Origin of the sequence: Cohnella rhizosphaerae, from assembly GCF_029525575.1 — a bacterium.
Taxonomy (GTDB): Bacteria; Bacillota; Bacilli; order Paenibacillales; family Paenibacillaceae; genus Cohnella; species Cohnella rhizosphaerae.
The window spans coordinates 48,591-68,744 of sequence record NZ_JAPDIA010000003.1; the positions used below are offsets into that span (position 1 = coordinate 48,591).

The 20,154-nt window shown below is 62.1% G+C and carries 16 protein-coding genes; all 16 read left to right on the plus strand.

Annotated features, from left to right (window positions below):
- Window positions 1–97 precede the first annotated feature (97 nt).
- The 16 genes from OMP40_RS05670 (at window position 98) to OMP40_RS05745 (ending at window position 20,062) form a co-directional block, all read left to right on the plus strand.
- A complete protein-coding gene (locus OMP40_RS05670; RefSeq protein ID WP_277529883.1) occupies window positions 98–466 on the plus strand; it encodes an urease subunit beta in 369 nt (122 codons plus the stop codon).
- Window positions 459–2,171: an urease subunit alpha gene (gene ureC / locus OMP40_RS05675; RefSeq protein WP_277529885.1), complete on the plus strand. Its 1,713-nt coding sequence runs from the start codon at window positions 459–461 to the stop codon at window positions 2,169–2,171. Before OMP40_RS05670 ends, ureC begins: the two co-directional genes overlap by 8 nt.
- Before the next feature lie 21 nt (window positions 2,172–2,192).
- The gene (locus OMP40_RS05680; RefSeq protein WP_277529886.1) at window positions 2,193–2,873 is read left to right on the plus strand and encodes an urease accessory protein UreF; all 681 of its coding nucleotides are present in this window, start codon (window positions 2,193–2,195) and stop codon (window positions 2,871–2,873) included.
- Between the two features lie 73 nt (window positions 2,874–2,946).
- Complete coding sequence (ureG, locus tag OMP40_RS05685; RefSeq protein WP_277529888.1) at window positions 2,947–3,636, plus strand: urease accessory protein UreG; 690 nt, start codon at window positions 2,947–2,949, stop codon at window positions 3,634–3,636.
- On the plus strand, window positions 3,611–4,138 hold the full coding sequence (locus tag OMP40_RS05690; RefSeq protein ID WP_277529890.1) for an urease accessory protein UreD: 528 nt from the start codon (window positions 3,611–3,613) through the stop codon (window positions 4,136–4,138). Before ureG ends, OMP40_RS05690 begins: the two co-directional genes overlap by 26 nt.
- Window positions 4,071–4,475, plus strand: a complete 405-nt coding sequence (locus tag OMP40_RS05695) for an urease accessory protein UreD (protein ID WP_277529892.1) — start codon at window positions 4,071–4,073, stop codon at window positions 4,473–4,475. The genes OMP40_RS05690 and OMP40_RS05695 overlap by 68 nt, the downstream gene beginning before the upstream one ends.
- 233 nt (window positions 4,476–4,708) lie before the next feature.
- Window positions 4,709–5,185 (plus strand): hypothetical protein, encoded by a 477-nt coding sequence (locus OMP40_RS05700; RefSeq protein ID WP_277529894.1) that lies wholly within the window; start codon window positions 4,709–4,711, stop codon window positions 5,183–5,185.
- Window positions 5,186–5,688: 503 nt separating this feature from the next.
- Window positions 5,689–9,738: an Ig-like domain-containing protein gene (locus OMP40_RS05705; RefSeq protein WP_277529896.1), complete on the plus strand. Its 4,050-nt coding sequence runs from the start codon at window positions 5,689–5,691 to the stop codon at window positions 9,736–9,738.
- 312 nt (window positions 9,739–10,050) lie between these two features.
- Window positions 10,051–10,593, plus strand: coding sequence for a stage V sporulation protein T (spoVT, locus tag OMP40_RS05710; protein WP_277529898.1), 543 nt, complete (start codon window positions 10,051–10,053; stop codon window positions 10,591–10,593).
- 200 nt (window positions 10,594–10,793) lie between these two features.
- Window positions 10,794–11,813 carry a LacI family DNA-binding transcriptional regulator gene (locus OMP40_RS05715; protein WP_277529903.1) on the plus strand — a complete coding sequence of 340 codons (1,020 nt, stop codon included), beginning with the start codon at window positions 10,794–10,796 and terminating at the stop codon, window positions 11,811–11,813.
- Between the two features lie 144 nt (window positions 11,814–11,957).
- Entirely contained in the window at window positions 11,958–14,117 is a 2,160-nt protein-coding gene (locus OMP40_RS05720) for an amylo-alpha-1,6-glucosidase (RefSeq protein ID WP_277529907.1), read from the plus strand.
- A 104-nt stretch (window positions 14,118–14,221) separates the two neighbouring features.
- Window positions 14,222–15,595 carry an ABC transporter substrate-binding protein gene (locus tag OMP40_RS05725; protein ID WP_277529908.1) on the plus strand — a complete coding sequence of 458 codons (1,374 nt, stop codon included), beginning with the start codon at window positions 14,222–14,224 and terminating at the stop codon, window positions 15,593–15,595.
- 238 nt (window positions 15,596–15,833) lie between these two features.
- Window positions 15,834–16,781, plus strand: coding sequence for a carbohydrate ABC transporter permease (locus OMP40_RS05730; RefSeq protein WP_277533005.1), 948 nt, complete (start codon window positions 15,834–15,836; stop codon window positions 16,779–16,781).
- Between the two features lie 6 nt (window positions 16,782–16,787).
- On the plus strand, window positions 16,788–17,630 hold the full coding sequence (locus OMP40_RS05735) for a carbohydrate ABC transporter permease (RefSeq protein WP_277529911.1): 843 nt from the start codon (window positions 16,788–16,790) through the stop codon (window positions 17,628–17,630).
- Between the two features lie 7 nt (window positions 17,631–17,637).
- Complete coding sequence (locus OMP40_RS05740; RefSeq protein WP_277529913.1) at window positions 17,638–18,006, plus strand: hypothetical protein; 369 nt, start codon at window positions 17,638–17,640, stop codon at window positions 18,004–18,006.
- Entirely contained in the window at window positions 17,957–20,062 is a 2,106-nt protein-coding gene (locus OMP40_RS05745) for a spermidine synthase (protein WP_277529916.1), read from the plus strand. Before OMP40_RS05740 ends, OMP40_RS05745 begins: the two co-directional genes overlap by 50 nt.
- The last annotated feature ends 92 nt before the right edge of the window (window positions 20,063–20,154 follow it).

Here is a 20,154-nt window from a genome sequence, read left to right on the forward strand (position 1 = left end):
TTGGCGGTTGACGGATTGACGGGTCGGCGGGTTGGCGGGTTGGCCGATCGGATGGCGGTCAATCGGATTCTGGCATTTCAAATGAGGTGAAGACGGGATGATACCGGGCGAATATCGCATACGCGCAGGAGACATCGAGCTGAACGAAGGGCGCAGACAGGTCGAGCTGCTGGTAGCCAACCTGGGCGACCGTCCCGTTCAGATCGGCTCGCACTATCCCTTTTTTGAGGTCAACAGGGAGCTTCGCTTCGATCGGGCGCAGGCGTTCGGCATGCGACTGGATATTCCCGCGGGCACCGCGGCGCGCTTCGAGCCGGGCGAGGAGAAGCCGGTCAGGCTGGTCGCGCTTGGCGGCGCAAGGCTGGTCTACGGGCTGAACGGCTTGACCGAGGGCCTCGCGGCGGATGGACCGCTGCCCGAGGAGACGGTCCGGCGGCTTGCGGAGTGGGGGAAGGCGAATGGCTAGAATGACGCGCGAGGCGTATGCCGGCATGTTCGGGCCGACGACCGGCGATGCGGTTCGGCTCGCGGATACGGAGCTGTGGGCGGAGATCGAGCGGGACTACACCGTCTACGGAGACGAATGCAAGTTCGGCGGCGGCAAGGTGATCCGGGACGGGATGGGGCAGTCTGCCCATGCCGTACGGGCTGACGGCGTACTGGACACGATCATCACGAATGCCGTCGTCATCGATCACTGGGGCATCGTGAAGGCGGACATCGGCATCAAGGACGGGATGATCGTCGGCATCGGCAAGGGCGGCAATCCCGACATCATGGACGGCGTCCGGCCGGATATGATCGTCGGCGCGAGCACCGAGGTCATCGCCGGCGAGGGCAGGATCGTGACGGCGGGCGGCATCGACGCGCACATCCACTTTATTTGCCCGCAGCAGATCGAGACGGCGCTGTCGTCGGGCGTGACGACGATGATCGGCGGCGGCACGGGACCGGCGACCGGGACCAACGCCACGACATGCACGCCCGGCGCCTGGCATCTGCGACGGATGCTGGAGGCCGCGGAGGCTTTTTCGATGAATCTGGGGTTCACGGGAAAAGGAAACGCGTCGTTCGAAGCGCCGCTCGTCGAGCAGATCGAAGCGGGCGCGATCGGCCTCAAGCTGCACGAAGACTGGGGCACGACGCCGCGCGCGATCGATACGTGCCTGCGCGTGGCCGACGCGTACGACGTGCAGGTAGCGATCCATACCGATACGCTGAACGAGGCGGGCTTCCTGGAGGATACGCTGGCCGCCATCGGCGGCAGAACGATCCACACCTACCATACGGAAGGCGCGGGCGGCGGACATGCGCCGGATATCATCCGCGCTGCCTCACATCCCAACGTGCTGCCCTCGTCCACCAACCCGACGCGCCCGTTCACGGTCAACACGATCGAGGAGCATCTGGACATGCTGATGGTCTGTCACCACCTCGATAGCCGCATCCCCGAAGACGTCGCGTTCGCCGACTCCCGAATCCGGCCCGAGACGATCGCCGCGGAGGATATATTGCACGATATGGGCGTATTCAGCATGATCAGCTCCGATTCGCAGGCGATGGGGCGCGTAGGCGAGGTCATCCTGCGCACGTGGCAGACCGCGGACAAGATGAAGCGGCAGCGGGGCCCGCTCGGGGCGGATACGGACAGCGACAATTTTCGGATCAGGCGTTATATCGCCAAGTACACGATCAACCCTGCGATCACGCACGGCATCTCGCATCTCGTCGGCTCGGTCGAACCGGGCAAGCTCGCCGACCTCGCGGTCTGGTCGCCTGCCTTTTTCGGCGTCAAACCGGACCTCGTCCTGAAGGGCGGGAGCATCGCATACGCGCAGATGGGCGATCCCGGGGCGTCGATCCCGACGCCGCAGCCGGTCATGGGCAGGCCGATGTTCGCCGCCTACGGCCGGGCCGTCGAGCAGTGCGCGGTTACGTTCGTCTCGCAGGCGGCTTACGATAGCGGCTTGGCTGAGAGATTGGGGCTGCGCAAGCGGATCGAGCCTGTGCGCAACTGCCGCAGCGTCTCTAAAGCGGACATGATTCTGAACGACGCGACGCCCGATATTCGGGTGGATCCGGAGACGTACACGGTGACGGTGGACGGCGTGCCCGCCGTCTGCGAGCCGGCAGAGCGGCTGCCGATGGCGCAACGTTACTTTTTATTCTAGGGCGGGAGGAGTCTGGCGCCTATGATTCGATGGCTCGCGGCCCAGCAACTGCTCGACTCCGCGCTGCCCATCGGCGGCTTCGCGCATTCGTTCGGCCTCGAGGCAGCGGTGCAGGACGGCCTCGTCGCCGACCTGCGGGAGCTTGAGCAGTATATTCGCACGATGCTCCTGCAGAGCTGGTCGACGGCGGACGCCATGGCCGTCAAGGCGGTGTACGAGGCGGCGGACGGGGATTGGGCGCGTGCGTGGCGCGTAGAACGGCTCGTCCATCTGCAGCGGGCAGGCAGCGAATCGCGTGCGGGCGCGGAGAAGATGGGGCGGCGCCTGCTTCAGCTGGCCGTCTCGATCCATCCCGCGCTTGACTGGTCGGTCTTGCTCGCGGCATGCGAAACCGGAGATTGCCTTGCCACGCATCCGCTCGTGCACGGCTTCGTCTGCCGGCAGCTCGGGCTGCCGCTCGAGCAAGCGGTGCAGGGTTATCTGTACGCCTGCGTCGTCACGGCGACGAGCAGCGCGCTGCGGCTGCTGCCGATCGGGCAGACCGAATGCCAGGCGCTCATCGCCCGGCTCGGTCCCGCGATCGACGAGGGCTGGCGCATCGCGCGGGAACTGGCGCCGGAGGAAGCCTATACGAACGCGCCGTTGAGCGAGATCGGCGCGATCCGGCACGAGACGCTGTATTCGCGCCTGTTCATGTCCTGAGCGTCACGAGAGTGTTATGAGGAGACGACACAAGCCTATTTAACGCAACGCTATTTAATAGGAGGAATGCGAAATGTGCCAAGGAAAAGGACCGGGACACCATCACCCCGAGTGGTCGCAGCCGGCGTTCGAGGGCTCGCGCCCCATGCGCATCGGCATCGGAGGCCCCGTCGGATCGGGGAAGACCGCGCTGCTCGAGAATATCGCGCGCGAGCTCCAGTCGCGGTTCAGTCTCGGCGTGATCACGAACGATATTTATACGAAGGAGGACGCGCGCATCCTGCTGGCCACGGGCGTGCTGCCGGAAGAGCGCGTCATCGGCGTGGAGACGGGCGGCTGTCCGCATACGGCCGTTCGGGAGGATGCCTCCATGAACTTCGAGGCCGTGAACGAGCTTGAAGAGCGATTCCCCGGCCTGCAGCTCATTCTGATCGAGAGCGGCGGCGACAACCTGGCCGCGGCATTCAGCCCGGAGCTGGCCGATCGCTTCATCTATATCATCGACGTCGCGCAGGGAGAGAAGATTCCGCGCAAGGGCGGTCCGGGCATTATGCGATCCGACCTGCTGATCATCAACAAGACCGATCTCGCTCCGCATGTCGGCGCCAGCCTGGCGGTCATGGAGGCGGACACCAAGCGAATGCGCGGGGATCGGCCTTACGTATTCTCCAATTTGCGCGGAGGAGAAGGCGTGGCGGAGATCGTCTCCTGGCTCGCGCATGAATACGAGCATGCTCATGGCATCGAGCACAGCCACCGCTGACGGAGGTGCCGGCCGCCCTTCGGTGCTGGAAGCCGCGGCCGAGCTGCGGGGCGGCGCGACCGTCCTGGCTCGCCGCTACTGCACGTCGCCGATCAAGATCGCCAAGACATTTCCCGAAGGAGGCGCGCTTGGCGTCATGCTGATGGACGCTTCGCCGGGCATGCTGGCGGGCGACCGCTATGGACTGAGCTGGGAGGCGGAGGCCGGCACGCATCTTGTGCTGACGAACCAAGGCTTCACCAAAGTTCATCCGTGCGGGCTCGGTCAGGCTGCGTCGATGGAGAGCTGTTATCGAATCGGTGCCGGCGCCGTCGTGGAGACGATGATGAAGCCCGTCATGCTCTATCGGGACGCCGTCTTCGACAACCGAACGGTCGTCGAGCTGGCCCCCGGCGCCGTCTGGATGCAGGGCGAGGTGCTGTGCCCGGGGGAGGATGCTGCGGGGAGAGGCTTTTCAATACGAGTCGTTGGACAATCGTTTGTCCGTTTATTACGAGGGTGAGTTGATCCATCATCAGCGGCAGCTGATCCGGCCGGCCTTGCAGCGGATGGCGACGCAAGGGGCTTGGGGAGATTACAGTCACCTAGGATCGTTTGTTGTTTTTTCGGACCGGGTGACGCCGGGGCTGCTGGAGATCGTAAGGAAGGCGCTCGAGGAGCTCCCCTTTGCGCAGGAGCAGCTGATCGCGGGCGCGGCGCTGACCTGGCGGCACGGTTTGTCCGTCTCGGCGTCGGCGTCGGCCGCATGGGTGCTGCAGCAGACGCTTTGGGATGTCTGGGCAGCGGTGCGGCAGACGTTACTGGGGCTTAGGCCTAGTCAGGCGAGTCGGATCGGATAAATTTTATATCTATAAAAAAGGAAATTAAACAGAGCTCGTCCTTAAGGTCTATGGAGACCGGGCGGGCTTTATTTTTTTTAGCTGCTATTTGTTCAGTAGTTGTTCAGAACGATCATTGATAATGGTTAAAAAGGCCTGAAAATGAAAGAAAGCAATAGTACAAGGGAGGATGTTGGTAAATTTTTCTTTGTATTTTCGACATTTTATTTTAAGAAAGAAGGGATTCGTTCTCCATGTTAGCGAACCACGTCAGTAAATCGAAATGGATGAAGAGGCTTTTCTTAAATTTGTTAATCGTCGCGCTGATCGGGTCTTCGATTTCCTTGTCGCCGCCCGCGGCAAGCGCGGCTTCCGAGCCGCTGCTGGTGCCTTTAACGAATAGCGATTATCTTGATTTTACGTCGAATTCGTCGACCAACAATCCCTCAAGGGAATCCGGGACCTCGGGCAATGCGGTAGGCAACGTGTATCGTTATAAAAATGTACTGACCAAAAACAACATTACGGTCGATGCGCTGGTCAAGATCGTCAGCAAGGATACGACGGCCACCCTGAATTTGTTGGACGACGACCCGTCCGGAAAATCCGCTGATATCCTCCGACGGTTTAATCCGACGATATCTACAAGCGGGGGGAGCGGGCGGGATCCTGTTTCAGATCAGCTTTGTACAAAGCGGGACGAGCGATCCTGTTTATCTGAAAGGCTTTAATCTGACGGCGATCGACCTGGACGGCAACAGTTCCTACCAGGAATATGCCGAAGTCGGGGGGATTCTCGAGCTATGAAGTTGGCGATATAAATTCGAGTAATACAGGCTACAGAACAAGTTTGACCATCTATGATGCAAACTCGCCTGTCAGCGATCGTCCGAGTGGCGGCCGCACACGATTTAAAGGAGTCCTCAATTCGCTCCCGGACGTGAGCTTTGACAATACGGCTTCGTTTATTGCCCACTACGATGCGCCCGTTCAGACGATTAGCGTGTTGATCGGCAATACGGGCCCTCTTAATAATGGCAGTGGAGTAGGGAGACAATTCTCGCTTAATTTTGGTGCGCCCGGCGGTATATTCGGTGACCCCGCAACCTATAGTAACGCAGATTCTCCTACAATTAACGTGGAGGTCCAGGACGGTACCGATGGAAAGCTGTCTGCTGCAGAGCTCCCTAATGTCGTTCTCTCGGGTACGACGACGAAGGCTTCAACCGGTGATGTGGTCACGATTACGGTCGAAGATTTCGCAGGAAAGATTCTTACTTTTACCACAAGTGTTGCGAGCGGAGGCGGCTACACCAAGACGGTCGATTTGTCTTCATTGACGATGGGCGTCGTTAAGGTGACGGCCAGCGTGGTTAACGCAAATGGTAATCCTTCCACGCCGGCAACGGATTCTTCAGAGATTACAAACGTGGCGCCGGTGGCGACGAACGTGGAGATCGACGGCATCGACGTAGTCGGCCAGCAACTGACGGGCAGTTATGATTACTCGGATGCCGACAGCAATTCTCAAGGCACCTCGACGTTCAAATGGTACGTCGGCAGCAATCAGGACGGAACGGGCAAGGTCGAAATTACTAACGAAACGGGATTAACCTACACGCCGGTGGCAGGCGACACGAATAAGTACCTCTTCTTCGAAGTGACGCCGGTCGCGGTAGCAGGCGTATTGACGGGCACACCGGTCGTGAGTACGGGCTTTGGTCCGATCAAGCCGGCAAACGTGGCGCCGGTGGCGACGAACGTGGAGATCGACGGCATCGACGAAGTCGGCCAGCAACTGACGGGCAGTTATGATTACTCGGATGCCGACAGCAATTCTCAAGGCACCTCGACGTTCAAATGGTACGTCGGCAGCAATCAGGACGGAACGGGCAAGGTCGAAATTACTAACGAAACGGGATTAACCTACACGCCGGTGGCAGGCGACACGAATAAGTACCTCTTCTTCGAAGTGACACCGGTCGCGGTAGCAGGCGTATTGACGGGCACACCGGTCGTGAGTACGGGCTTTGGTCCGATCAAGCCGGCGAACGTGGCGCCGGTGGCGACGAACGTGGAGATCGACGGCATCGACGAAGTCGGCCAGCAACTGACGGGCAGTTATGATTACTCGGATGCCGACAGCAATTCTCAAGGCACCTCGACGTTCAAATGGTACGTCGGCAGCAATCAGGACGGAACGGGCAAGGTCGAAATTACTAACGAAACGGGATTAACCTACACGCCGGTGGCAGGCGACACGAATAAGTACCTCTTCTTCGAAGTGACGCCGGTCGCGGTAGCAGGCGTATTGACGGGCACACCGGTCGTGAGTACGGGCTTTGGTCCGATCAAGCCTGCAAACGTGGCGCCGGTGGCGACCAACGGTTCCAAATCTACGCATCTGAATACGCCGGTAAGCGGTACGTTGTCCGCCACGGATGCAGATACGAATGACACCTTGACATATGCCCTGGTTACGAATGGGGTGCATGGATCGGTCACGGTGAATCCGGACGGCAGCTATACGTACACGCCGGACGACAATTACGTAGGCACCGACAGCTTCACCTTCAAGGCAACTGACGGCAAGGCAGACTCCAACGAGGCGACAGTGTCAATCACCGTCACGAACCAGAAGCCGACCGCCATTCCGCAAGACGTTGTCATTAGCGTGAACGGCGCTGTATATAACGGCCAGCTGCACGGCAGCGACCTTGATTCTGGCGACACGCTCACCTTTGCCAAGGCAAGCGGTCCTGAGCACGGCACGGTTACGATAGATGCCGATACTGGCACCTATACGTACCAACCGACTCCGGGCTACAGCGGCCAGGATAGCTTTACTTTCACGGTCACCGACAACCACGGCGCAACGTCGGCACCTGCACAGGTGACGATCGTGATTGCGGAGCCGGGCACGTACGTCATCCGTTTGGTAGCCGATCCGGACACGCTCATCGGTGACGGCAAATCCACGACGCAGCTGACGGCGACCTTGCTGGACAGTGAAAATAATCCTGTTCCAGGCGTTACGGTCAAGTTCGGCGCGACGTCCGGCACATTCCCGGACGGTGACGAAGCCGTGACGGATGCGTCCGGGAAAGCGGTCATTCCGTATAAGACGTCCAAAATTTCGAGCACGGTCTCTCAGGTCATTCCCGTAACTGCGGACGTGCACGACACGGCAAAGGGTATTTATAGCCACCAGCAGATCAACGTCACGTTCCAACCCGCTGCGATCCGCGGCGTCGTGGCTTCGACGGTTAACGGCCACCGCGTCGTTGAAAAAGGCGTTACGGTCCGCATTTCGAACGCGACGACCGGCTTCTCCGCCGAGACGACGACGGACGAACTGGGGCAATACGCCATACCGGTTCCCGAAGGAGATCTCGTCTACAGCATCGAGATTATCAAGCCGGTCACGGTAGGCGGCGAGACGAAGCAAGTGTCGTTCAAGCAGACCGCCAAGGTCGGCGAGATTATGGGCGGCGGCGAAGAATATTTCGACTCGGAAAAGGTCGCCACGGGCATCATCGTGCTCGCGAAGCCCGACGGCTCGCAGAAGCTGCTGGACGACCAGGATTCGGACGATCGCGATATGGCGGCACAGATCAAGATCAAGATTCAGGATCCCGACACCGGCGCGTTCGTAACGGTAAACGGACAGGACGCGTTCGCGCTCGATCCGAGCGGCGTGTTCAGCATTCCGGGCCTGGTCAAAGGCAAGAAGTACGGCCTGGCGATCGTGTACAGTCTGCCTGACGCCCAAGGCGGCGGCGCGGCGAAGGAAATCATCATGAACGCGGTCGACAACGACGGCACGCTGCCGAAGTTCGAGCTGTCCGCGGACGGCGAGCTCAACATTCTGGACGAGCTGATCGACCCGTACGGCGACATTACGGATAAAGTAACAAACGCGGCAGTCGACGGCGCGCACGTCGTCCTCTACTATGCCGATACGCCGCGCAACAGAGCCGCGGGCATCACGCCGGGCACCGAAGTCGTATTACCGGCAATCCCAGGTTTCGCGCCGAACGACAATGCCAATCCGCAGACGAGCAAGGGCGGCGGCAAATACGCCTACATGGTGTACCCGACGACCGACTACTATCTGGTCGTGACGGCTGCCGGTTACGATACGTACGTCAGTCCGACGATTCCGGTCGAGTACGCGATCGTACGTCATGACGTGCCGCTGACGCCTCAGACGAGCACGCCGTCGCCGGGCGGCCCGACGGGTCCGTCGACGCCGGCAGAGCCCGAGCAGACAGGCAAGCCCGATCTGATCGTCAATGTCACGATCGATCGCAGCACCTATGAAGAGAGCAGCACGGCGGCCGTGACCGTCCAATATAAAAACGACGGCGACGCCGCTGCCAAGGATGCGCAAATCACGCTCGCGATTCCCGATGGCGCGGAAGTGGTGGACGCTGCCGGCGGTACGGTATCGGACGGCAAGATTGTCTGGAAACCGGGCACGGTAGACGTGTCGGCAGGCGGAAAATATGTCGTCAAGCTGAAGTGGCCGCAGATCGATGCCGCCGAGCGGATGGCCGAGTTGGTTGCCCAGGCGTCGGCAGCGAACCTTGCAGCCGAGGACGCAGCCAACGCGGAAGCATCGGCCAAGCTGCTTATTTTCTCCAACCGCTATGGCAACGTTTCGCATATTCGTTACATTCTTGGCTATCCGGACAAGAAGTTCCTTCCGAACCGGACGCTGACGCGCGCGGAACTGGCGGCGATCATCGCGCGCCTGATCGACGGCGGCGGCACGACGCTTAAGGCGCAATACAGCGATGTGCGCACAGGACACTGGGCGAGCGGATACATCCGCATCGCCTCGGATAACGGCATTTTCACGGGCTATACGGATGGCAGCTTCCACCCGGACAGCCCGGTCACCCGCGAGGAACTGGCGGCGGTCATGGTCCGCTACCTGAAGCTGAAGGTCGCGAAGCCGCTCGATTCGAAGTTCGCGGACGCCGAGGGCCGCTGGTCGTCGGCAGCGATCGAAGCGCTGTTCCGCAACGCGCTGACGACCGGCTACGAAGACGGCACCTTCAAGCCATCCGCGCCGATCGTCCGCCAAGAAGCGGTGACCATGATCAACAGGCTGCTGTACCGCGGACCGCTCGGCGGCGTGGAGGCTTCCTTCCCTGACGTACCTGCGTCGAGCTGGTCGTTCGGTCAGATCGAAGAAGCCACGAGATCGCACGAATCCACGCGCGCCGCAGACGGCAGCGAGATTTTCGCGAAGAGCATCGCAGACAACATTCAATAGGCAAATCGTAAAAAGGCTCGTCCGGCAGGTCTCCTTCTTCATGGGGACCGGGACGGCCTTTTCTTTTCGCCGACCTATTCTTTGATTCATGCCCGGACGGCGGAGGGTAATAACTGGAAAACGAGGGCTGGTCGCGCGCCTGCCGGTGGGCGAGCGCATAAGAATTTGGGAGGGGTTAAATACTACTCCCATGGTAAAAGATCAATCCTTATCCCTGAGCTACCGCGTTCGTCATACATGCCGTATGCCGTACCTGATGCGGCTTCGGGCCATGGTCCAAAACATCCAAGGAAAGTGGGGCATCTCGAAACCATGAAAGCAACCGGAATAGTACGCCGCATCGACGATCTGGGCCGGGTAGTCATCCCGAAGGAAATCCGCAGGACGCTCCGCATCCGCGAAGGCGATCCGCTTGAGATCTTCGTGGACCGCGACGGGGAAGTCATTCTTAAGAAGTATTCGCCGATCGGCGAGCTGGGCGACTTCGCCAAGGAGTATGCCGAATCGCTTGCCGAGAGCACGAACCACATCTGCCTGATCTCGGACCGGGATGCCGTCATCGCCGTAGCGGGCGCATCCAAGAAGGAATATCTGGACAAGGCCATCGGCCAGACGCTCGAGAACTGCATGGAGAGCCGCAAGATCACGCTCGAAGCCAGCGCCGGTCAATTCGAGCTGCTGCGCGACACCAGCGAAAGTCTGAGCTCCTTCGTAGCCGCGCCAATCGTAGCCGGGGGCGATCCGATCGGGACGGTCGTGCTGCTTAGCCGCGAAGAAGGCATGAAAATGGGCGAGATGGAGAGCAAGATGGTCGAGACGGCAGCCGGCTTCCTGGCCAAACAAATGGAGCAATAAAGGCGCACGCCGCGGATATATTCGCGAACCTCGCGCCGCATACAAATCAAGCTTCGCGAACGGAGAGATCCGGAACCGGAAGCTTTTTTTGTTGTCTTCTTTCTTAACACGTTTTTAATTTTTACTCTTGCAAAGGCTTACATCCGGATTTATAATGACTACACGAGCTTCCGAAACGTTTTGGTAAAGGGGTGGATACGTTGACGACAATCAAAGACCTGGCCAAGGCCGCCGGCGTGTCCATTACGACCATCTCCCGGGCGCTCAACGGTTACAGCGACGTGAACGAGAAGACGCGCAAACGCATACAGACGATCGCCGACGAGATGGGCTACCGGCCGAACGCCGTAGCGAGGAGCCTGGTTACGAAGAAGACGCGCACGATCGGCGTGATCCTGTCCGAGATCAACCGCGAAGGCGCCAAGGACTCGCTCGCCTTCGAGACGCTCTGCGGCATCAACGACCGCGCGGTGGAGCTGGATTACGACATTTTGCTTTTCAGCACCAATCCGAAGAAGCAGCTGTCCAAGTCGTACGCCGATTTGTGCAAGGAACGCAATGTCGACGGCGCCATTCTGTCGGGCCTTCGGCTGCACGATCCGTACCTCGAGGAGGTCGTGCACAAGACCAACTTTCCATGCGTGCTCATCGATATTCCGGCGGAGAGCCGCAACGTGGGGCATGTCACGACGGATAACGTACGCGGCGCCGCCGCGGCCGTGAATCACCTGATCGGGCTCGGCCACCGCCGGATCGCCATGATCAACGGCCATGACGAAGCGGCCGTCAGCCGGGACCGGCTGGAAGGTTATCGGCAGGCGCTTGCGGGTGCAGGCATCCCCTTCGACCCCAAGCTCGTATATAACGGGGGCTTCAAGGAAGAAGGCGGCTTCGAGGCCATGTACGGCATCTTGTACCAGCATCCCGACACGACCGCCGTTTTCTCGGCGAGCGACCTGATGGTCCTTGGCGCGCTGCGGGCGCTTGAACGGCACGGCCACCGGGCGCCGGAGCGCATGTCGATCGTCGGCTACGACGATATCGCCATCGCCTCGCACTGTTCGCCGCCGCTGACCACGATTCGCCAGGACCGCTACGCGATGGGCTACCAGGCCGCGCAGCTCTTGGTGGATATGCTGGAGAACCGGGACATCGGCCGCAAGATCACGCTTCAATCTGAATTGATCGTCCGTCAGAGCACAGCGCCTTTTTCCGGGTAATCGCCTGGCTTCAAGCCATGATGACTGAGAGGCGTTTTTATTTCCACAAAAACCGAAACGTTTTGGAAAACCTTGAAGATAAATTGAAAGCGGTTCATTCGACAACGCGCGCCGCCGACCAACTGCAAGAAGGAGAAATGCCGCATGGATTACCGGGTGATTAAAGACAACGACCTTTTCCTTCTGACCGATCTTTCCGGCGATGTCGTTCCGCCTCCCGCCGACGCGGGCGAAGGGCAGCAGGCGGGATATGGCCTGTATCGCAGCGATACCCGGTTTTTGAGCCGTATGGAACTTCGGATCAATGGCCGCAAGCCGATTGTCCTTTCTTCCGAAGCGGATCAGAACTATCTGTCCGAGACCGTGCTGACCAACCCTCATATGGAGGAGGACGGCAAGCTGATCCTTTGGCGAGAATCCGTGGAACTGCGCAGAACGCGATTTATCTACGGCGACGTGCTCTACGACAAGCTGACGATGACCAACTTCAGCCCGGCGCAGCTGTCCTTCGACCTGTCGCTTCGGTTCGAGGCCGATTTCACGGACATGTTTGTCGTAAGAGGGTTCATGGGGGGCAAACTAGGCACGACTGAATCGCCGGAAGCATCGGCGGGCGCGCTGCGCTTCGGCTATACCGGGGCGGACGGCATCCGGCGCGCGCTGCGGATTCGCTGGGACGATCCGGAGGCCGAAGCAGGCGGCGACGGAACGGTTCGCTTGGCGGTCACCCTGCCGCCTGGCGCCTCGCGGTCGCTCGAGCTGCTGCTGATTCCGTCGCTCGGAGAGGTCGAGCCGGATGCCGCGCCAAGGGCGGAGGCGCTGGCGCGGCTGGAGGCCGATTATGCCGAGTGGACGGCAACGTCCGCGACGCTTGAGACGGACGACCCGAAGCTCGACGCCTTGTATGCGAGAGGCTTGATGGATCTGCGCGTACTGCTGAACGACGAAGGACACGGCCGCTTTCCCGTCGCCGGACTTCCATGGTACGCGGTGCTCTTCGGACGCGACAGCCTCATCACCGCGCTGCAGATGCTGCCCGTCAGGCCGGAGGTTGCGCTCGCCACGCTCCGCACCATGGCGCGCTATCAAGGCGAGCGCGACGACGCCTGGCGCGACGAGCAGCCGGGCAAGATCATGCACGAGATGCGCCGCGGGGAGCTGGCGAACACGAACCAGGTGCCGTTTACGCCCTACTACGGCACGGTCGACGCGACGCCGCTTTTCCTCGTGCTGTTGGCCGAGTACGTCAAGTGGACCGGCGACCTGCCCGCGCTGCGCGAGCTGCTGCCGAACGCCGAAGCCGCGCTCGGCTGGATCGACCGCAATGCCGCGAACGCGGGCGGCTTCGTCACCTATCACAGCGAGTCGGCCAAAGGCATCGCGAACCAGGGCTGGAAGGACTCGGCCGATTCGATCGTCCACAAGGACGGCGCTTACGCGAGGACGCCGATCGCGTTGATCGAAGTACAAGGTTACGTGTATCAGGCGAAGCGGCTGCTGGCCGAGCAGCTTCCCCGTTTGCCGGAGGAGCCGGGCCGCGACTGGCGCGGATGGGCCGCGCGGCTCGCCGAGGAGGCGGAGACGCTGCGGGAACGCTTCGAAGCGGCGTTCTGGATGGCGGACGAAGGCTACTACGCCATCGCGCTGGATCGCGACGGCCGACAGGTCCGCTCGGTCACCTCCAATCCGGGACACGCGCTGGCTTCCGGCATGTTCGCGCCGGAACGGGCGGCCGCCGTGGCGAAGCGGCTGACGGCGCCGGATTTGTTCGGCGGCTACGGCATCCGCACGATGGCGGAGGGTCAGACGGGCTACAACCCGATGAGCTATCACGACGGCAGCGTCTGGCCCCACGATAATTCGATGTGCCTGATGGGACTCGCGGCCGGCGGCTTCCCGGAACAAAGCGGCACCGTCATCGAAGGCTTGCTGGCGGCAGCGGCTCACTTCGAGAATGCCAGGCTGCCCGAGCTGTTCTGCGGCTATGCGAAGGAGCGCGGCCGACCGGTCCGCTATCCGGTCGCCTGCTCGCCGCAGGCCTGGGCGGCCGGCACGCCGCTCGTCATGCTGACGGCGATGCTCGGCCTCGCGATCGACGGCGCAAGCGGCGCCGTCCGGCTCGCGCCCGCGCTGCCGCCGGGCGTGAACCGGCTCCGGGCGCGGCGCATCAAGCTTGGCGCCGGTACGCTGGACGTCGACGTTCGGCGCGATCCGCAAGGCGGCTATGAGGTCGACGTCGTCGGCAATACGAGCGGGTTCGCCGTTCAGGTCGACGAGCGGCGGCCGACCGGCGCCGGCGTTTAGCCGGCGCAGGCGCCGACAACGGTTTTAGAGGCTCCGCCGCGCGCCTTCGCGGCGGCGGATTCCCTTTAACATATTTTCACACCTAACCAAAGGAGTGTTCGTCCATGAGACAAAGGGGAACGGCATTACTTGCACTCGGTTTGGCTTCTGCAATGGCGGTGACGGCATGCGGAGGGAACAACAACAATAACGCGGCCTCTTCCTCGGCTGCGGCGACGAACGGCGCGACCCAATCCGCAAGCGCTTCCACCTCGGCCAGTCCATCCGCTTCCGCCGAAGCGAAAAACGTCACGCTTCGCGTCGGCACATGGGACGGCGGAGACGGCCTGAAGCAGCAGCAGCAGATCGCGGACAACTACACCAAGGAGCACCCGAACGTCAAGATCAACATCGAGTCGGTGCCCGACCAGTACGGGACAAAGCTGCTGACGCAAGTGGCGGCGGGCCAGGCCCCCGATATTTTCCAGATCGGCGACGGCGACGTGAAGATGTTCATGCAAAAGGGCGCGCTCGAGGATCTGACGCCTTACATCCAGGGCGCCTCCGGCATCGACCTGAACGATTATTACACGAGCGTGCTGGACGTCGGCAAGCTGGGCGATAAATACTACACGCTGCCGAAGGACTACTCGGACATCGGGATCTATTACAACAAAAAGCTGTTCGACGCTGCGGGCGTCGCATATCCGCAGACGGGCTGGACGTGGGATCAATTCTACGAGACGGCCAAGAAGCTGACGGTGCAAAAAGGCGGCAAGACGACGCAATGGGGCGTAGAACTGCCGGGCGGCTGGCTGCGCGCGATTTTGCCGCTTATCAATAGCTACGGCGGCAGCGTCATCAGCCCGGACGGCCAATCGTTCGAAGGCTACATGAACAGCGACGGCACGGTTAAAGCGCTCGAGCTGTACCAGGATATGTATCTGAAAGACAAGATCAGCCCGTCCAGCTCCGACTCCGCGGCGCTTCAAGGCGTCGACCTGTTCGCGGCGGGCAAGGTCGCGATGTCGATGACGGGCCGCTGGCCGGTCGCCGAATACAAGAAAAATCCGGATCTCAGCTTCGGCGTCGCGCAAATGCCGGTCGGTCCGAGCGGTGCGGCCAACACGATTTGTTACGCGGGCTACGGCCTTTACTCCAAGTCGGCCAACAAGGATGCGGCTTGGGATTATCTGAAGTATCTGACCGGTCCGCAAGGACAGGAAGTGATGGCCGAATTCGCCTTCACGGCGGTCAAATCCACGACGGAGAAGCTCGGCCAGGCAACGGATGAGCACCTGAAGCCGTTCCTCGACGACATCCCGAACATCAAGGAATTCCCGGAAAAAACGAGCGAGTTCTTCGGCGCTTCCGGCGCAAAGGCGATGCAGACCGTGCTCGACAAGATGATGCTGGGCAAGCCGATCGACGTGAAAAAGGAGCTCGACGCCGCGGCCAAGCAAGCGACGACCGACCTCGCGTCGGCCAAGAACCAGTAAAGACCGGCCTCGGCATCGTACGTGCGAGACAGTCGGAACGACGGCGGGAGGCTCGCTCCCGCCGGCTTCTCCGGCGCCGGCATTCGAAGGCGATAGCCGTAAAAATGCACTTAGTTCGCCAAGCGGCACGTCATCGGCTCAAATCAACGAGACCTCGACGGATGACCGGAGTTAATTGCATTTTTGCAGCTATCGGCCGCTTCTGCGGCATTTTCAAAAAGGAAGAGGTGCGGTGACCATGGAAAAGGCAGCGACAGCATCCGAATACAAGCCCGTTCAAAAGAAACGCCGCCTGTCCAAAGCGGAGCGCAAGGAGGAGCGTACCTTCTACCTGCTGACCTCGCCCTGGCTGATCGGCCTGCTTATCTTTTTCGCGGTGCCGATGGTCGCGTCGCTTTGGATCAGCCTGAACCAGTGGGATATGCTGACCCCCGCCAAGTTCGTCGGCTTCAAAAACTACAGCACCGCATTCAATCGCGATCCGCTGTTCTGGCAGTCGCTCAAGGTGACGGCGCTGTACGCTGTTTTCTCCGTGCCGCTGGGCCTTGTCGCCTCGCTGCTCCTGTCCCTGCTGCTCAACCAGGCGGTGCGCGGCATGCGGCTGTTCCGCACCATCTTCTACCTGCCGGCGGTCGTCAGCGGCGTATCCGTCATGGTGCTGTGGATGTGGATCTTCAACCCGCAGATCGGCCTGCTGAACACGATCCTCGGCTACTTCGGCATCGCCGGACCGGGCTGGATCTTCGATCCGCGCTGGGCGCTGCCCTCCATGGTTATCATGAGCCTCTGGTCGACGGTCGGCGGCAGCGTCATCATCTGGCTGGCCGGGCTCAAGGGCATTCCGCCTTCGCTCTACGAAGCTGCGGAGCTGGACGGCGCCGGCGGCTGGCAGAAATTCAGGAACGTCACGATCCCGATGCTGACGCCGACGATCTTTTTTAACCTCGTCATGGGCGTGATCGGCGCGATGCAAACGTTCGGCGAAGCCTACGTCATGACCAAGGGCGGCCCGATGAACTCCACCTTGTTTTTCAACTTCTACCTGTTCGACCATGCGTTCCAGAACTTCAGGATGGGCTACGCCTCCGCGCTGGCCTGGGTGCTCTTCGTCCTGATCCTGGCGCTTACGGCGCTCGTCGTGAAGTCCTCGTCGGCTTGGGTCTATTACGAAGGGGAAAGGAACTGACGCCACATGACCACTACGAACCGGGGCAGACTGCTGCTCAAAAATTCGCTGATTTACGTCCTGCTGGCGATCGGCTCCCTCGTCATGCTCGTGCCTTTCGCCTGGATGCTCTCGACCTCGCTCAAGGAGTCGTACCAGGTGTTCACCTGGCCGCCCAAGTGGATTCCCGATCCGGTCAAATGGGTCAACTACAAGACGGCCTTCACCAGCCTGCCGTTCGGGCAATGGTTCAACAACACGGTCGTCATCACCGTACTCTCCATCGTCGGCGCGGTCGTATCCTGCGTCATCGTGTCCTACGGCTTCGCCCGATTCAAGGCGAGAGGACGCTCGTTCCTGTTCATCCTGACGCTCGCGACCATGATGCTGCCCGACACCGTGACGATGATCCCGAAGTTCTACATGTTCACCCAGTTCGGCTGGATCAACACCTTCTATCCGCTCATCGTGCCGCTGTTTTTCGGTAAGGCCTACTTCGTCTTCCTGCTCAGACAGTTTTTCATGTCCATCCCGGCCGATCTCGAGGAAGCGGCCAAGATCGACGGCGCGTCCACCTTCGGCATCCTGTGGCGGGTCATCCTCCCGCTGACCGTGCCGGCGATCGTGACGATCACGATCTTCCAGTTCAACGACAGCTGGAAGGACTTCATGCAGCCGATCCTGTATCTGAGCAAGCCGGAGCTGTACACGCTGACGCTCGGGATCAACTTCTTCAAGAGCCAGAACAACGTGCAATGGAATTACCTGATGGCCGCCTCGATGGTGACGATGCTGCCTTCGCTGCTGTTTTACTTTATCGGTCAAAAATACTTCGTCGAGAGCATCACGCTGACCGGGATGAAGGGGTGACGGACGGATGACTGAAGCGGGCGATGGTGGAAAAGGCGGAACGTTTCGATGGATGCTGGGCCTGGGCGGCTTGTCGGCTTCGGCGCTCGGTCTCGAGATGGCGCTGACCAACGTATTCGGCGTGCTGCTGCAGTACCACTACGTGTCGCTCGTCGTCTCGCTGGCCGTCTTCGGCATCGGCGCGGGCAGCTATGCGGCGCGCAGGCAGGCGGCGTCCGGCGGACGCGCGGGGGGCGGTCCCGGCCGCCGGAGGCGGCCCGGGTTCCCCGGGATCCCCGGATGTCTCCGCCAGCCGCTCCGCGGGTGTCGCGGCGCTGGGACTCGGTTTGTTTATCGCCCTGCTCAGTCTCTTTCTGGCAAAGTTCCCCTATGTTAACCAGCTCGCGCTGTACGCGCTGCTCGGCGCCATGCCGTTCGTCCTGTTCGGCTGGTGCATGGGACGCGCGCTGGCGAGCGGCGTCCGCACGCGCTCGCTGTATGCCGCCGATCTGCTCGGCGCAGGAGCGGGCGTTGCCGCCGCCTACGGCTTGATCCAGCTCTGGGGCGGCCTGCAGGCGATGTTCGCGCTGTCCGTGCCGGCGTTCGTCGCGGCCGTGCTGCTGCTGGCGCCGTCACCATCCGGGGTCGGGGCCGGTATCGCATCGGGGCGCCCCGGCTGGCTGCGCTTCGCGCCGCTGCTGCCGCTCGCGGCCGTCGTCGCCGGGCTGCTCGCCGGCGCCGGCTGGTGGCGCATCGACTACGCCGGCATGCGCGGCGCGGCGCCGGACAAGACGATCGTCGGCGCGCTGCGCCAGCCCGGCGCCCAGCTGGAGCGGACCGAATGGGACGCGTTCGCGCGGGCGGACGTCGTCTCGGGAAGCGACCCTGCGCGCAAGACCGTGTTCATCGACGGCGGCGCGGGCAGCTACATGTACAAGTTCGACGGCGATCTCGCCTCGGTGGCGGGGCTGGCGAAGGATATCGAATTTTTGCCGTTCGCGGCGGGCCCGGCGGACAAGACGGCGATCGTCGGCGCAGGCGGCGGCCGGGACATTCTGTACGCGCTGCTTGCCGGCGCGAAGCGGGTGACCGCCGTCGAGCTGAGCGACGGCATCGTGCGCGCCATGCGCGAGGACGCCGCCTATAACGGCGGGCTGCTCGATCGCCCGGGCGTCACTGCGGTCGTCGGGGACGGCCGCACCGTTCTGGCGCGCAGCGGCGAGCGCTACGACCTGATCGCGCTCGACCTCGTGTACTCGCAGGTCGGCGGCGTGAACGGGCATGCGCTGACGGAAAACTATGCGTTCACGCGGGAGGCGTTCCGCGCGTATCTGGAACGGTTGAACGAAGGCGGCCGCCTCATCGTCATCTCGCACCAGGGCGTCGAGGGCGTCCGCGCCTTCTACACCGGCCTTGGCGCGCTGATGGACGCGACCGGAGCGGCGCCGGCGACGGCAGTGAAGCATGCCGCGCTCCTCATGGCCTCCGAGGAGTCTACCGGGCCCGGCCTGACCTTGACGGTCATCCAGCGCGCCCCGCTCGCCGCGTCCCAGCTCGACACGCTGCGCGCCGGCGCGAATGCCCTTGCCTTGCAGCCGCTGTTCCTGCCCGGGACCCATGAGCAATTCCTGCAGCCGCTGATCGAGGGCAAGCAGTCGTTCGACGCGTTCGTGCGGGACAGCGACTTCAGCGTCTATCCCACGACCGACGACAAGCCGTTTTTCTACAAGCTCGCGCCCGGCATGCCTGGCTCGCTCAAGACGTGGCTGGGCGTCATCGCCGGCCTGACCGCGCTGTTCGCGGTCTGGGTGTGGTGGCGCGAGGTGGCGCCGCCGAAGCGCGCGTTGGCCGCGCACCCCGCCCGCTTCCGCATCGGCGGCAAGCCCATGCTGGTCAGCCTGCTCGTCGGCGTCGGCTATATGTGCCTGCAGGCGGCCTTCATCCAGAAGGCGATGAAATACGCCGGCAGCCCTGCCGCCGCGACCGCGGTCGTGCTGCTGGCCATGCTGGTCGGCGGCAGTCTGGGCAGCCGTCTCGCCGGACGCCGCCGGCTGTCCGAAGCCGCGGGCGCGGGCGGCGCCGCGCTGCTGATCGCGCTGCTGGCCGCAGCCGAAGCGCTGTGGGGCGGCGGCCTGTACGAGCTGGCGGCGGGCGCGAGGCTCGCTTTGCTCGGTGTTGCAGCCGCCGCGCTGGGGCTGCTCATGGGCGTTCCGCTGCCGCTGCGCATGGAAGCCGCTGAACGCGGCCAGCGCGGCAGCTCGCCCTTGCTGTTCGCGGTGAACGGCATCGCGGGCGTGTGGGGCTCCTGGCTCGGCGCTGCGCTGGCGCTCGCGGCCGGGTTGCGCTGGGCGTTTGCGGCGGCCATCGCCTGCTACGCGCTGGTCGCGCTGCTGTCTACGCTCCGGCGGGAAGGCGCGAGCGCCGCCGCAGCGCAGGATGCGGGCCGCGCATAGCGCGTGACGCGTGAAGAGATAGCGCGTGCAGCCGACATCGCGAGACTCGTTTGCCTGTACTTTCATCGTACTGCGCCTCCGGATCTCCGCTG

What these genes read in the sequence shown, in the direction of transcription:
- OMP40_RS05740 (WP_277529913.1), top strand. Translation starts at nt 17,638, where the DNA reads ATGACTGAAGCGGGCGATGGTGGAAAAGGCGGAACGTTTCGATGGATG.
- OMP40_RS05720 (WP_277529907.1), top strand. Translation starts at nt 11,958, where the DNA reads ATGGATTACCGGGTGATTAAAGACAACGACCTTTTCCTTCTGACCGAT.
- OMP40_RS05700 (WP_277529894.1), top strand. Translation starts at nt 4,709, where the DNA reads ATGTTAGCGAACCACGTCAGTAAATCGAAATGGATGAAGAGGCTTTTC.
- OMP40_RS05730 (WP_277533005.1), top strand. Translation starts at nt 15,834, where the DNA reads ATGGAAAAGGCAGCGACAGCATCCGAATACAAGCCCGTTCAAAAGAAA.
- OMP40_RS05690 (WP_277529890.1), top strand. Translation starts at nt 3,611, where the DNA reads ATGGCATCGAGCACAGCCACCGCTGACGGAGGTGCCGGCCGCCCTTCG.
- OMP40_RS05670 (WP_277529883.1), top strand. Translation starts at nt 98, where the DNA reads ATGATACCGGGCGAATATCGCATACGCGCAGGAGACATCGAGCTGAAC.
- spoVT (WP_277529898.1), top strand. Translation starts at nt 10,051, where the DNA reads ATGAAAGCAACCGGAATAGTACGCCGCATCGACGATCTGGGCCGGGTA.
- ureC (WP_277529885.1), top strand. Translation starts at nt 459, where the DNA reads ATGGCTAGAATGACGCGCGAGGCGTATGCCGGCATGTTCGGGCCGACG.
- OMP40_RS05695 (WP_277529892.1), top strand. Translation starts at nt 4,071, where the DNA reads ATGCTGCGGGGAGAGGCTTTTCAATACGAGTCGTTGGACAATCGTTTG.
- OMP40_RS05735 (WP_277529911.1), top strand. Translation starts at nt 16,788, where the DNA reads ATGACCACTACGAACCGGGGCAGACTGCTGCTCAAAAATTCGCTGATT.
- ureG (WP_277529888.1), top strand. Translation starts at nt 2,947, where the DNA reads ATGTGCCAAGGAAAAGGACCGGGACACCATCACCCCGAGTGGTCGCAG.
- OMP40_RS05680 (WP_277529886.1), top strand. Translation starts at nt 2,193, where the DNA reads ATGATTCGATGGCTCGCGGCCCAGCAACTGCTCGACTCCGCGCTGCCC.
- OMP40_RS05725 (WP_277529908.1), top strand. Translation starts at nt 14,222, where the DNA reads ATGAGACAAAGGGGAACGGCATTACTTGCACTCGGTTTGGCTTCTGCA.